This is a genomic window from Psychrobacter sp. I-STPA6b, from assembly GCF_020662265.1.
GTDB lineage: Bacteria > Pseudomonadota > Gammaproteobacteria > Pseudomonadales > Moraxellaceae > Psychrobacter.
On sequence record NZ_VEWM01000070.1, the window covers coordinates 1 to 14,480 of the forward strand.

Consider the following 14,480-nt stretch of genomic DNA (forward strand, 5'->3'; position numbering starts at 1 on the left):
TAACAGCTTAGTCTTTTACTGTAGAAACAACACCAGCACCTACAGTACGACCACCTTCACGAATAGCGAAACGTAAGCCTTTGTCCATCGCGATTGGGTGGATTAGCTCTACGCTCATTTCTACGTTATCACCTGGCATTACCATTTCTGTGCCTTCTTGTAGGGTGATAGCACCTGTTACGTCTGTGGTACGGAAGTAGAACTGTGGACGGTAGCCATTTAGGAATGGCGTGTGACGTCCACCTTCTTCTTTGCTTAGTACGTATACTTCTGCGTCAAATTTGGTGTGTGGGGTGATTGAGCCTGGTTTAGCCAATACTTGTCCACGTTGTACGTCTTCACGTTTGGTACCACGTAGTAGTACACCACAGTTCTCACCTGCACGACCTTCGTCTAGCAGTTTGCGGAACATTTCTACACCAGTACAGGTTGTTTTGGTGGTAGGTTTGATACCAACGATTTCGATTTCGTCACCTACTTTGATGATGCCTGATTCTACACGTCCTGTTACGACCGTTCCACGTCCTGAGATTGAGAATACGTCTTCAATCGGCATTAGGAAGTCTTTGTCGATGTCACGCTCTGGCTCTGGGATGTAGCTGTCTAGGGTTTCTAGTAGTTCTACTACTGCTGGTTCGCCATATTGTCCGTCTGAGCCGTTTAGGGCTTCTAGGGCAGATCCTTTGATGATTGGGGTGTCGTCACCTGGGAAGTCGTAGTCACTTAGTAATTCACGTACTTCCATTTCTACTAGTTCTAGTAGTTCTTCGTCATCTACCATGTCACATTTGTTCATGAATACCATGATGTATGGTACGCCAACCTGACGTGATAGTAGGATGTGCTCACGTGTTTGTGGCATTGGGCCGTCTGTTGCTGATACAACTAAGATTGCACCGTCCATCTGGGCAGCACCGGTAATCATGTTTTTAACGTAGTCAGCGTGTCCTGGGCAGTCTACGTGTGCGTAGTGACGTGCTTCGGTGTCATATTCGATGTGACTGGTGTTAATGGTGATACCACGTGCTTTTTCTTCTGGTGCACTGTCAATTGAGGCGTAGTCTTTTGCTTCACCACCAAAGTGTTTTGCAGCTACGGTTGCGATGGCTGCTGTTAGGGTTGTTTTTCCGTGGTCAACGTGTCCAATGGTTCCTACGTTGACGTGTGGTTTGTTTCTTTCAAACTTGGCCTTTGCCATGGGTTGTTCCTCTTTTATTGTGTGACTTTATTAAAGTTTAAAATCAGCATGTAAAATAAATCATCTTCAGTTAACTTATTGAATGAGTAAGTATCACAATACGCAATCATTCAATATTTATAATTAACTGTTAGAGTTAGTTGCTTATCCCCAATTCATTTATTATTAAATGGTTAATAATCAGACCATCAAATGGGCTAAGACTTTATTGCGCATTGTACTAAATATTTTAGATGTTGTGCTACTGGTCAATTATACTGAAAATATGTCAGGAATGATAGCTAGACACAGAAACCATTAAACTAACAGACAAACGCAAAAAGACAACACCTATGGTGCTGTCTTTAGTGATTTCATCACAAATAGTGATGATAGATAATACTATATTTGGTGACAGCATCTATATAACTCAAGATAGCCATCAGAAAGTGGAGCTCATATCGAGAATTGAACTCGAGACCTCTCCCTTACCAAGGGAGTGCTCTACCGCTGAGCTATATGAGCAGTTTATAGTGATAATATATTTTATAACGGATAGGTTATAACAATATAGGACTATAGATAATAAATGGAGCGGGTGGCGGGAATCGAACCCGCGCCATCAGCTTGGAAGGCTGAGGTTCTACCATTAAACCACACCCGCAATGCTATGCAGTTTCAGCAGTCTACTAAACTTAACAATATCTATATTAAATTTAGCTGGTATAAAATGGTGGTGGGGGAAGGATTCGAACCTTCGAAGCTTTCGCGTCAGATTTACAGTCTGATGGGTTTGACCGCTCCCCAACCCCACCTGGGGTATAACTAGGGATACTTTAAAAAGCAATGGTGCCGACTGCCGGAATCGAACTGGCGACCTACTGATTACAAGTCAGTTGCTCTACCAACTGAGCTAAGTCGGCGTGTTGCCTTAAAGTGGGGAGTATTCTAACAAATATATTTTAAAACACAACCCCTATTTTCAATTTTTTTGCATTTTCTGTAAAAAAACATGCTTTTTTAGCAAAAAACAGGGCTAACTGTACATTTTTTAGCTACCTGAAAGTACAAGAAAGGCAATTCCTAAGATAATAACACATGCCAGCACTAACCACATCCACTTCGGTTTTGGTTGTTGTGTCGTTGCTTGTTGCTCTTTAGTTGTTATTATGGGCTTATCTTCACTTGTCGCCACTGTATTAACTTTATCTTTGATAGTTTGGTTTATGCTATTTGCATCATCGCTATGTGGCTTACTTGGTGTACTATTGTTAGTTGTTGTTTCTATTAAGTTGGTTGGCTCAGATGTTTCTGTGACAGGTTGCTGAGTGTCAATAATATCACTATCTGACTTTTTGGACTCTGTTGAAGCAGAGGGTACGGGTGCCTCAGATACTTTTTTCTGAGCTTCTACATGTGGTGGTGTTTGCTCAGACGGCTTTTCATCCAAACTGGTATCTAATGGATTGACAGGTGCTATCGTATCATTGCTTTCGGCAACAAGTGATGGCTCTGCTTTTGCTTGTGCATCTGATGTCACCAATGGCTCAGCCAATTGCTTTTGCTCTTCATGAACCGTTGCCTGTTCTGCACTTTTACTTTGTTTTTCCTCTGCTGATATAACCTCTTCTACTGAGTCGATATTTTCTGAAGCTTTATCTTCAGATTTTTTATCGTCGACATCCTTATTCTCAGCAATGACAGGCTGTGCCTCTGCTACTGGTTTACTTACTTTAAATTCAAATACTGCAAAGCTAATGACATCATCTGCTTTTATAAGGACAGATTTATTGGCGGTTAATACACTATCATTAACCTTAGTTCCATTAGAAGATTCTAAGTCTTTGATATATAACTGACCATTTAAGACATACAATTTGGCATGATTACGTGAAATTTGTTTGCTTCCTAATACGACATCATTGTCACTACCACGACCAACTGATAGGCTATCTTTAACCGTTAATGTTAAGTCACCAAGTGCTTCGGTCAGGGCATGCAGTTGCCATTGACTACTTTCCTTCTGATATTGCATCAAAATACTCCTAAGGGATATGGCTATTAAATTATAAAACTATGCTACTCATTCTAACACTTTACCAATCATAGATGACAACGTATAAAATATCGTCTAAAGCTTGCAAAGTATTGGTTATTATCAAGTTAATACAAGATAGTGATAAAAAAGGCATGCATCAGCATACCCTTCAATATAAATATGATTTAGAACATCAATGCTAATGCACCACAAAATAACCAAATAAAGATAGTACACGTAGTACATTGAGTGCGGTTAACACCGTGGTGCATTTATAATAGGTAGACTATATCACTATATTAATGCTCACGAGTATTGCTAAAGGTCACTTCAGGATAGCGCTCTTGCATAAGCTGTAGGTTTACTCGACTTGGGGCAAGATAAGTTAGGTAACCACCACCATCAAGTGATAGCTGGTCGTGGGCTTTTTTCTTAAATTTTGCCAATGCCACTTCATCGTCACAATGTATCCAGCGAACGGTGGCAATAGACACTGGCTCAAAGGTGCATTGTACTTTGTATTCTTCTTTTAGACGATGGGCGACCACGTCAAACTGTAGCACCCCCACTGCCCCCAAAATAAGGTCATTATTAATCTGAGGCATAAAGACTTGTGTTGCTCCTTCTTCGCTAAGCTGTTGCAAGCCTTTTTGTAGCTGTTTAGATTTAAGTGGGTCTTTTAAAACCACTCGGCGGAATAGCTCTGGAGCAAAATGTGGAATCCCTGTAAAGTTAAGCATTTCCCCTTCAGTAAAGCTGTCACCAATGCTAATCGTGCCATGATTATGCAAGCCAATGATATCACCCGGATAAGCCTCTTCTAGTGCCTCGCGGTCACCTGCTAAAAAGGTCAAGGCATCAGAGATACGCACTTCTTTGCCCAAGCGTACATGGTTCATTTTCATGCCCTTTTCGTATTTGCCTGAGCAGACTCGCAAAAAGGCGATACGGTCACGATGGCGTGGATCCATGTTGGCTTGGATTTTAAAGACAAACCCGCTAAATGTCGGCTCGGTTGCTAAGACTTGACGCTCTTCACTAGGGCTAGCATGCGGGGCTGGAGCGTGTTCAATGAGGGTATCTAACACCATATTTACCCCAAAGTTCCCCAATGCTGTACCAAATAATACAGGGGTCATCTCACCCTTTAAAAAGGCATCAACACTAAAGTCTTCCAATGCCATTTGTACCAGTTCTAAAGACTCTTCAAACTGGTTAAACATCAGCTCACCCAGACGCTCACGAATATCAGGATAATCATAGCCATCTCGGGTTTCAATGTCGGTGATTTCACCACCATGACCTTTTTCGTAGAGGTAGGTTTTGTCTTCAGTCAGATGATACACGCCAACAAAGTCCTGACCCATACCTATCGGTAAGGTTAAGGGTACACATTTAATACCCAATACGGTTTCAATTTCGTCTATCAGCTCTAGCGGGTCGCGAATCTGGCGGTCAAGTTTATTCACAAACGAGATAATCGGGGTGTCACGCATACGACACACTTCCATCAGTTTGATGGTGCGAGCCTCTACCCCTTTTGCCCCATCAATCACCATTAAGGCACTGTCTACCGCCGTTAGAGTGCGATAGGTATCTTCACTAAAGTCGGCGTGACCGGGTGTGTCGAGCAGGTTGACGATATGGTCTTTGTAAGGGAACTGCATGACGGAGGTGGTAATAGAAATCCCCCGCTCTTGCTCCATGCTCATCCAGTCTGAGGTAGCATGGCGGTCAGTTTTACGGCTTTTGACTTCTCCTGCTACCTGAATGGCTTGCCCCCATAACAGTAATTTTTCGGTCATGGTGGTTTTACCCGCATCAGGATGCGAGATGATGGCAAAGGTACGACGTTTGGCAACTTCTGTTGCTAATTTTTTAGGGTCTACGCTCATAATAGATAACTTATTCAATAAACAGTTAGAAAAAAATATTATGGCGTATTGTAGCGGATTTATAAGGTGGTTGCAGTTTATGCAAAGATATATTTTTGAACTTTTACCAAAGAAATTACCAAAGAAACACTGCTATTAGTGAAGTTGCTGGAGTAAGCTCCAGCAACTAACAGTTTTTAGATAGCCGTTATTTTTCTTACCTTTGTAACTGTATCACTTTTTCATATTTTGGTTCATTGCTTTCATCCATCTCACCATTTTCGTCCGTCTCTAATAAGTAATATGGGATTTCAAACTCTGCTTTTAAGCGATTATTTGATAGCCATTTTACATTACTAATGTAAGCGTCTTCTGGAATACCTGAAAAGTTCTCCCTATTAAATATCTGCTTTGCCCCTTTTATTGGGTCAAAGCGATAGATACGTAACTCCCTGCTCCCTGACATTGATGTTCCGGGATACATGGCAACGTATTTGCCATCGGGTGAGTAACTGGTTTCGCTAAGCCAAACCTCATTTAATAGCATGCCTTTGATGTTAAAGATACGCATGTAACCACACATCGTACCACAGCCATAGGTCATTACTACCAAGTTATTACCCGTCCAACGTAAGCTTCCTGCATATTCTGGCTTAAACTCTGATACTCGGTGGTTATTTTTTAGGTCATAGACGACAATTTTGTTCGGTGGATAGTCATAATGAGAAAACATGGCATATCGCCCATCATCTGATACCAGCCAATCACCAATCTCTGTGGTAATGTGGTGTGGATGCGTAAATTGACTAATATTACGCTCTACTAACCTACCATTATGATAATCTTGTGCATATATCTGCTCAATGTTAGGATTATTTCTATCAGGCTTAACAACCAGTTGTGTTTGAGCCTGTACAGAGAGTGACGGCAATACACTCAAAGACAACCCTACTATTACAGAGGCTATTTGTTTGAGCCTACTATTTAGCTCACTGTGGCTAATGGCTACTCCTTGCACTTGGCTACTATTCATTACTCTCTCCTTTTTATTATTAATACCTTTTATTATTAATACCAATGCACATTACGGACACAAATTTTTTGACCAGCTACCATCACTACCAGGACGAGCACATAGCCACTGGTAACGGTAGCTGACAAATTTCCAGTAGGGGTTGCCTCGTCTGTCTTCTTGCTCAATAAAGGCAATACGATGACGCTCACCTGATACTGAATCATCCCCATCATCACCGTATGGTTGCTCAGTGATAATCACCACGCCAACATCTGGTTGAGAGCGTGCTTGTGGATAGATAAATAGCTCAGCCATACCAATATTTTTACCCAGTTTTATGTTGGCATCCACATCCAATCTTGCCTGCTCATAGCTCAACACACGCTCAGCACATGCCAGCAGACTTGCGGAACAGAGACCAATAGAATCTGGTATATCTTTTGAGCTACTTCCTGCATGAAAGTTATTGGGGTTAGAGGCTTGTTGCTTAGTAATACTACTGCTTGCAGCAAGTGTGTATTGGCTGATAATAAGTGTGCCAAACAAAGCACATGCTGTTGCTATAGTTTTTAATTTCATAAGATATCGTCCTTAGTATTGTTATATCTAAACTTTACTTTGTAACTGGCGAAATGGCTCTGAGACACCATGTAATTTTTGCTCCCACACTAGGCTGGGAGTCTGACCATCTATGGTCTTAAAATATACTTGCATCAGACAAGCAACCGCAAAAGGGTCAAATAAAATAACTTTAACACTCCATGCCAATAGTAGAGCAAATATAAGTGTCATGATGGTCAAACTATTGGGCAGTAAATACACTAATACAGCGGATGGTATTAACATCAGTAAAAACACCATAAAACTTAATGTGTAAATAATTACCATCAACCATAACGCATTTTTTAGCATAATTTTATAGTTTTGCCCATACAGTACTAAGGCATCTTGTCCTGCTTGCCATGCACTGTCACTGTTATGATAAATAACGTACCCTAAAATCACTTCATCTATAAAGCCAACTGCCACTCGCAAAAAGGCTTTTATCACTTCCATGATACCTTTCATATTAGGCAGTGGTAGATGGTTTAATAATCTTTGCAAACCATTAACCAAGGATACCAGCACACCTTTGATAAGCTGGTCTAGGGCAAATAAGGTACTGGCTTGAACAAAGCGCTGACGCACAACTGCTTGTGCATGACTAAGCTGTGAGCGTCCTGATGGTATTGCTTGCCCAGTAATGAGTGAGACCATCACTGCAATATGTCCTGCTTTGACCAGATATAAAATATATTCACGCAACCAATATATGATGCCAGATAGTAGGCTAAGCCCCATAAAGCCACCTAAAAAAGCACCCATTGACTGACCATCTTTGCCAAATAGACTGCCAACACTCCAACCAACCCCTGCCCCAATACCTACAGCAATAATCAAGATGCTGGTAATACTGGCATACACCATAAACCGCAATAGAATAAAGGGTATGGTTTTCAATAAAACGCCTAAGGATTGACTGATGCTAAAGTCCCACATGATTATGATTATCCTACTGCTTTATCGTCACTCTAATATAATTTCACCAACAGGCAAGCAAGTGAGGTTAACACGATAGTGGATTTATATTAGACAGACCATATTGCTACTTTCTTTAATCAACTTTCTTTAATCAACTCCAGATAATACTGTTATAAGGAAAACCAGTGAAGGTATCGCTATTGTTATAAAAGTCTTATAAAATCAGGTACTACACATAAGTGTGACTGTGTACCAACTTTTGTAGCGACTTTATATTAAGCCAACCAGATATCTAAAGGTCACGTAAAACTTCACTGAGACTAGGACTATATATTTCCTTGGTAAGTTGGCAAGATAACTTTTATACACCCGCCTAACCTATTAATAGGTTATCTTACGTAAGATATATCATGCTCGCTGCTTGTAGAAAAAATCACTTTTGGTTGTTTTTTCGTGGTCGTTAGATACTCCCCACTACAAGTGCTTAAAGCCAAAATAGCAAATAAACATACTGATAACACACTCATAGCTGAACGTCTCTCGCTAGCTTTTTGAGTTAAGCGTTGCACTGCTACTCTCCTCCTTGTGTTGCTGTCATGTTCAACAGACCCTATGACTAAGAGCTGTTGAACATGCCCTCTCTCAGACTCATATCTACCAGCTCACAGTACTATCAACAATACGCAAACGCTGATTGCTATCATCGACTCGTAGACGATAAACCACATTCATAGGCTCCGAATATGGATCTAGAGTAAAGCTCACTCTGACATAGTAGTTGCCATCTTTTGTTGGATACATTGGGTCATTGACAACTTCTAAATTGGTCACATTCCCTGTGTCTTGATTAAAGTATAGAGGGTGTGCCCCTGAAATATTTGCCAAGTACTGGTCAAGATATTGTGAGTGTACAAACGTGCGGAAGAACCTACGATCACTGTTTACATTGACATGACCATAATCACGGTACATTTTCTCTATCAGTAGCCGTGCATAATTATCATTAATATATGGGCTTACATAGTTTGCTGGACGATTGCTTCGACTCGTCGTACTTCGTTGGTTTGCTGGTGGCGTATAACTATTACTACTTACTGGGGTAATATATCGCTTAGACACCCAGCCTGACTTGCCAGTGGATGGCTGTTGTGCCAAACACCAATCTGCCCCTCGTGGCTGTGACACACAACAGATAACCTCAAGATTGCGTGCATTATAAGGTAGGGTATGAATTCTAGCACTTCTTGCTCCTGGATCTCGACGCATATTAAGCACATCATTAGAACGGACATTCGTCACACGCCAATTACCAGCACTTTCTTGATAATCACATTGATCACTGGTAGTCAGTGCATGAGCAGAGCCAAACATAACTCCCATACTAAGCACCACGATACCTATCTTAGAAAGTCTACTGAACAGTGTATTTGAACGTCCATATGAGTAAACAGAAGTGATTTTAGTACCTTGTTTTTTGCCTTGTTGCATATTGTTTTTTAACATAATCGAATTCCTTAATATTATTTATAGATATCCTAACCATAACCAAGAACCCATCTGACTCATCAAACACCCAATAAATACCAGACAAATGCCCTTGATTAATATCAATGTAGCAATTCTTCACACAAAAAAAATCACCCAAATGGGTGACTTTTTATCTTTTACTAACATTTTTGACCCTACATATGTACAGAGGACTTAGAGACAGTCAAAACTATCAAATACATTGAATGTGGTTATTATGGTTATACAGCATATTAAGAGCAACAAAACAGAATAGATACGGGTACTTAACAGAGTGAAGGTGCAATCACCCCTACTGTAGCAATGCTCGCCACTGCTCCAGTGATAGACTGTAATACGCATCAGGAATGACATGTATGCCAATATGCTTATCTGTATCAGCAAAATGATAGATACTTTCAATATTACAATAAGCATCATACTCACCAGTGATGCAATGAATATCACAAGTTGGCTCAGCTATCTGCCAGTCACTATCTAATAATGATGCCTCAAAGGCAATCTTATGACTGGCAAGCTGACAGTGCTTGCAAAAATAGTCAGCAAGGTATGCATGCTCTATCCAAGATTGCACTTTTTTTCTATCTGCTTGATAACGCTGATGAGACAGACGTTTGGAGAAATATAGATGTTTATTTTTGGCAGCAGCCTCCACAATTTGTGGCGCAATTGAAAACCAAATTTTTTTACCGATTTTATTGGCTTTAGCGACATTTTGATACTCTTTATGCAAAAAGTGCTGCTGAGTCATATAGGGTGCTGGTAATATTGGAGAAATCAACTGTATCCGGTTCACCTTGGCATCTAAATAAGGACTTACATTTAAGGTAATGGCAGTCGATGAGTGAATACCCAACAAACGCACCCCTCGTTCTATCTGTGTGGGATACTCTTGTAAATACGTATTTATTTGCCCTGCCAATTGTTGACACAGATTACCTAACCCCTGAGATTTCCAATCTTTTTTATCAATCATCAGGTGAGTATTACAAATCAGTAGGTGATAATTCTGTGCCATCGCCCACTGATGCCACGCTAATGCTTTATCAGCAATCATATCCCACAAGATGCCAAAAAAACTGGGAAATACAATAATAATATGCCCTTTGGGGTGACCTAAGCTAACCAATGGTTGCTCAGTTAGATTATTCAATAGCTCTTTATTTTTATCCCCTAGTTGATTACTAATTTCACCCAGCCAATGCGCCCCTGACAATAGCTTTATCATCAGCTCACTTTGGCTATGGGTTTGTGTTTTACGCATGATAGACTTTAGGTGTGAACGTAGTGTCTCAACATTGATATTGGCATTTTTGGCAGCCTCCTTGCTACTGCCATGCTCTAACATCACTTGAACAATGTGGCACTCTGTTACTGACAACTGATACAGAGCCATAAGTATGTCTGGATTTACTCGTAACTGTTGATCATAAATATAAGCAATATACTGCACCTTATAGTGCTGATGATAGCTTAGCACCCCGATATAGTAGCTATCAGTCTCTGACTGCCATCTGTCTGTCACAAAACTGCCAACATCATCATTCTCAAACTTAGATAGCACTTGTTTTGCCAAAAAACGCTGTAGTTTGGTTTGCTGATTTAACTGCACTGCTTTGTGATTGCACTGGATAATCTGGCAGTCTACATCCAAAAACAGTACTGCAAATGGCAAGGTATCAAAAATATCATTAAACAACCGCCATTGACTCATCAACTGTTGACGAAATGTTAAAGTCTGCTCAAGACGGTCATAAAACCCCTGATTGTCATGTGATGTACTGTTTCCATAGCTGAGCAAACTCATATACAACTCAAACCAATGCCCATCATCAATATTTAACTGTTGCAGGTCGTATAGTAACTCATACTCCGCTTTATCCATCACCACTCCTTGCGACCAATACACATATGATCCATCAGACTCGCCATATCTCCTTACACACTAATGACATATAATATACAAATAACAACTTTATAGTATCAAATATACATCATTAAGAAAAACATTTACATGTTAATGACATTTTTGTAGTCACACCAATACCGCCCTCCTATCTAAATAAATACGATTGTTCATAGTCACTATTCAAAAAGCACCCTGTTTGTTTTTTCGCTATAATGACCCATCGAGTTTTATAACCTTTTCTCATACAAATAATCCACCTTAAAAGATAAAGTGACCTCCATGACCTCAACTGCTAACAATACCTCTAATAGCCCAGCCAATCCCATCGACCCCAATCAAGTCCCCCAATTCTCCACCATGCCTGATGTGGCAACGATGGATACCAGTCATATCAATAAAGAGGATACTCCCTTTATCTTAGTGGACGGCTCATATTATCTGTTTCGCACCTTTCATGCTTTGCCGACCATGACCACCAGTCAAGGCTTGCACACCAATGCAGTGCGTGGCACATTAAATGCCTTGCTTAAACTGATGCGACGTTATCAGCCCACCCATATGGCAGTGGCATTTGATACCAAATCACCCACCTTTCGCCATACTCTCTCACCTGAATACAAAGCCAATCGTCCGCCAATGGACAACGAGTTGGCACAGCAAATCCCCTATATTCACCGCCTTATCAAAGCGTTAGGCATTCCGCTATTGTGTATCGAAGGGGCAGAGGCGGACGACATCATCGGCACACTCACCTACCGAGCATTAAAACAAGGTCATCATGTGGTCATCTCCACAGGTGATAAGGATATGTGCCAGTTGGTAAATGATTGTGTGATTTTAGAAGACAGCTTTACGGGTAAAGTCACTAATTATCAAGGGGTTGTTGATAAATTTGGTATCAAACCTGCACAAATGGTCGATTATTTGACCTTAATGGGGGATAGCTCTGATGGCATTAAAGGTGTACCAGGGATTGGTAAAAAAACGGCAGAAAAACTACTCACTGAATACAACAGCTTGGGCGGTATCTTAGAAAATGTCGAAAATATCAAAGGGCGAGCAGGTAAAAACTTGGTGGAATATGCCGATGATATCCCGATGAACTCGCAATTAGCAACCATTGTTACCGACTTGGATATTGGGCATGATTGGGCAGATTTGCTAATTAATAATGACCCTTGTGCTTATATTGATGAGTTGCGGGCGTTATATGCCGAGCTTGAGTTTAAAAATGAGCTTGCCTCACTTGACCACCCTAATCATCCCGCTAATCAGGCAAATCAAGCGAACAGTGGCGAGTCAAATAATAGCCAAACTCAAGAAACCCAAGCCCAAATCGCCAAATCTATACAAGCCAGTAAAATCGAACACATCAAAGATAGCAAAACACATGATAAAGCATGGCATACCGTCTTAGACAAGCCTGCCTTTGCCAGTTTATTGCAACGGCTAGAATCTGCCCCCTATTTTGTCATTGATACCGAAACCACCAGTTTGGATTGGCGACAAGCAGAGTTGGTCGGCATTGCCCTATCTTTGCAAGCTCACGAGGCATACTATATCCCATTGGCTCATAACTCTAGTGAAGATGAGTTGGTTAATAAACAGCTCAGCCGAGATAAGGTATTAAGCCAACTAAAACCCATTTTGGAAAATCCTGATATTGGTAAAATTGGGCAACATCTAAAATATGACGCTCATATATTGAGTCGTTATGGTATCGATTTAAATATAGACTTAAATCTAGCGTTTTCAGAAAGCGTCCTATCAAGGCAGGCAAGCGTAGATAGTACAACTGGTACAGCAAGCGAAGGCAACACAGATAGGGTGGTTTCTGGGAAGACTAGGAATTGGGCAATGGATACCATGTTGGCTAGCTATATCATCAACGCCTCTGCTACTCGGCATGGTATGGACGACCTTGCCCGCCATTACCTACATACCCAAACCATTACCTATGAGGACGTGGCAGGCAAAGGGGCAAAACAAATCAGCTTTGATAAAGTTGAAATTGCCATCGCCAGTGATTACGCCTGTGAGGACGCAGACATTACTTATCAGCTCTTTGAGCTGTTCCAAAAAGAGCTGGCAGACGAGCCAAATAATTTGCGACTATTGCACGAATTGGAAATCCCCACTGCACAAATTTTATGCCAAATGGAAGCCGATGGTATCTTAATCAAACGCTCCTTTTTAAATGAGTTATCTGCCCGCTTTGATGAGGAAATCACCGCCCTAGAACAGCGTGCCTACCAAGTAGCAGGTGAGGAATTTAACTTAGGCTCACCCAAACAGCTTGGCGAGATATTGTTTGATAAATTGGGCGTGGCAGGCGGTAAAAAGACCAAAACAGGGCAATACTCCACCAGTGAGGCGGTACTATCCAAAATTGACCATGAACTTGTCGATATTGCCTTAGAATATCGCTCTTTGGCAAAACTGAAAAGCACCTATACGGACGCTTTGGACGCTGTCGCCGACCCTGACACTGACCGCGTGCATACCAGCTACCATCAAGCATTGACCAGTACAGGGCGACTGTCCTCAACCGACCCAAATCTACAAAATATCCCCATTCGTACTGCCACAGGACGACTAATCCGCCAAGCCTTTATCGCCCCCAAAGACCGACTTATTTTAGCCGCCGACTATTCACAAATCGAACTGCGTCTGATGGCTCATTTCTCTGGCGATGAAGCCTTAACGCAAGCCTTTAAAAATGGCTTGGACATTCACACCGCCACCGCCGCCGAAGTCTTGGGCAAAACGGTGCAAGAAGTTACCGCCACTGAACGCCGTAACGCCAAAGCCATTAACTTTGGGCTATTGTATGGTATGGGTAAATTTGGGCTTGCCAAACAACTACAAATGACACCCGAAGAGGCGGACAGCTATATCAAGCTGTACTTTAACCGCTATCCCAATGTCAAAGCCTATATGCAAAACACCCGAGCCAGTGCCTATGATAACGGCTATGTCGAAACCATCTTAGGTCGCAAGCTCTATACGCCTGATATTCACAGCAGTAACCGTATGGTCAAACAAGCTGCCGAACGTGCCGCCATCAATGCCCCACTGCAAGGCTCAGCTGCCGACATCATCAAATTGGCAATGATTGCGGTTCATAAAATCCTGCCACAAGAACACGCCAAAATGCTGCTACAGGTGCATGATGAGCTGGTATTTGAAGTGGATAAATCGCATGCTGATGAGATTGGTAAACAGATAAAAACCGCCATGCAAAATGTACTCACCCACACCGCCAAAGATAAAGGCTGGGAAGTTTATTTTGCTGTACCGTTGCTGGTAGAAGTAGGTATGGGCGAGAATTGGGACGAGGCTCATTGATGGGTGGGGCTTATTAATAAAAAGCCCTAAGTTAAAAGTTAAACAACTTAGGGCTTTAATTTAGTGTAATT

Annotated in this window: 9 protein-coding genes and 4 tRNA genes; 1 reads left to right on the forward strand and 12 read right to left on the reverse strand. The window is 41.4% G+C overall.

Translation table 11 applies throughout. The features are described 5' to 3' along the window. Positions 1-7 precede the first annotated feature (7 nt). The 12 genes from tuf to FHK88_RS07830 form a co-directional block, all read right to left on the reverse strand. Positions 8-1,198 carry an elongation factor Tu gene (gene tuf / locus FHK88_RS07775; protein WP_227429433.1) on the reverse strand — a complete coding sequence of 397 codons (1,191 nt, stop codon included), beginning with the start codon at positions 1,196-1,198 and terminating at the stop codon, positions 8-10. Positions 1,199-1,627: 429 nt separating this feature from the next. Then, positions 1,628-1,702: transfer RNA gene (locus FHK88_RS07780), tRNA-Thr, on the reverse strand. Positions 1,703-1,767: 65 nt separating this feature from the next. After that, positions 1,768-1,841, reverse strand: a tRNA-Gly gene (locus FHK88_RS07785). A 67-nt stretch (positions 1,842-1,908) separates the two neighbouring features. Beyond that, positions 1,909-1,992: transfer RNA gene (locus FHK88_RS07790), tRNA-Tyr, on the reverse strand. A 32-nt stretch (positions 1,993-2,024) separates the two neighbouring features. Further along, positions 2,025-2,100 (reverse strand) — tRNA-Thr (locus FHK88_RS07795). Positions 2,101-2,228: 128 nt separating this feature from the next. Then, a complete protein-coding gene (locus tag FHK88_RS07800) occupies positions 2,229-3,212 on the reverse strand; it encodes an FHA domain-containing protein (protein WP_227430182.1) in 984 nt (327 codons plus the stop codon). Positions 3,213-3,514: 302 nt separating this feature from the next. Further along, complete coding sequence (locus tag FHK88_RS07805; protein WP_227430183.1) at positions 3,515-5,110, reverse strand: peptide chain release factor 3; 1,596 nt, start codon at positions 5,108-5,110, stop codon at positions 3,515-3,517. Between the two features lie 196 nt (positions 5,111-5,306). Further along, a complete protein-coding gene (locus tag FHK88_RS07810) occupies positions 5,307-6,122 on the reverse strand; it encodes a hypothetical protein (protein ID WP_227430184.1) in 816 nt (271 codons plus the stop codon). 51 nt (positions 6,123-6,173) lie between these two features. Further along, positions 6,174-6,683 carry a hypothetical protein gene (locus FHK88_RS07815; protein ID WP_227430185.1) on the reverse strand — a complete coding sequence of 170 codons (510 nt, stop codon included), beginning with the start codon at positions 6,681-6,683 and terminating at the stop codon, positions 6,174-6,176. A 27-nt stretch (positions 6,684-6,710) separates the two neighbouring features. Continuing rightward, positions 6,711-7,643: a hypothetical protein gene (locus FHK88_RS07820; RefSeq protein ID WP_227430186.1), complete on the reverse strand. Its 933-nt coding sequence runs from the start codon at positions 7,641-7,643 to the stop codon at positions 6,711-6,713. Positions 7,644-8,279: 636 nt separating this feature from the next. Continuing rightward, complete coding sequence (locus FHK88_RS07825) at positions 8,280-9,128, reverse strand: SH3 domain-containing protein (RefSeq protein WP_227430187.1); 849 nt, start codon at positions 9,126-9,128, stop codon at positions 8,280-8,282. A 316-nt stretch (positions 9,129-9,444) separates the two neighbouring features. Beyond that, the gene (locus FHK88_RS07830; protein ID WP_227430188.1) at positions 9,445-11,061 is read right to left on the reverse strand and encodes a helix-turn-helix transcriptional regulator; all 1,617 of its coding nucleotides are present in this window, start codon (positions 11,059-11,061) and stop codon (positions 9,445-9,447) included. Between the two features lie 357 nt (positions 11,062-11,418). On the opposite strand from FHK88_RS07830, the gene polA reads away from it, so the two are divergent. Then, positions 11,419-14,409: a DNA polymerase I gene (gene polA / locus FHK88_RS07835; protein ID WP_413680480.1), complete on the forward strand. Its 2,991-nt coding sequence runs from the start codon at positions 11,419-11,421 to the stop codon at positions 14,407-14,409. Positions 14,410-14,480: the final 71 nt, after the last annotated feature.

What these genes read in the sequence shown, in the direction of transcription:
- tuf (WP_227429433.1), bottom strand. Translation starts at nt 1,198, where the DNA reads ATGGCAAAGGCCAAGTTTGAAAGAAACAAACCACACGTCAACGTAGGA.
- FHK88_RS07800 (WP_227430182.1), bottom strand. Translation starts at nt 3,212, where the DNA reads ATGCAATATCAGAAGGAAAGTAGTCAATGGCAACTGCATGCCCTGACC.
- FHK88_RS07805 (WP_227430183.1), bottom strand. Translation starts at nt 5,110, where the DNA reads ATGAGCGTAGACCCTAAAAAATTAGCAACAGAAGTTGCCAAACGTCGT.
- FHK88_RS07810 (WP_227430184.1), bottom strand. Translation starts at nt 6,122, where the DNA reads ATGAATAGTAGCCAAGTGCAAGGAGTAGCCATTAGCCACAGTGAGCTA.
- FHK88_RS07815 (WP_227430185.1), bottom strand. Translation starts at nt 6,683, where the DNA reads ATGAAATTAAAAACTATAGCAACAGCATGTGCTTTGTTTGGCACACTT.
- FHK88_RS07820 (WP_227430186.1), bottom strand. Translation starts at nt 7,643, where the DNA reads ATGTGGGACTTTAGCATCAGTCAATCCTTAGGCGTTTTATTGAAAACC.
- FHK88_RS07825 (WP_227430187.1), bottom strand. Translation starts at nt 9,128, where the DNA reads ATGTTAAAAAACAATATGCAACAAGGCAAAAAACAAGGTACTAAAATC.
- polA (WP_413680480.1), top strand. Translation starts at nt 11,419, where the DNA reads ATGCCTGATGTGGCAACGATGGATACCAGTCATATCAATAAAGAGGAT.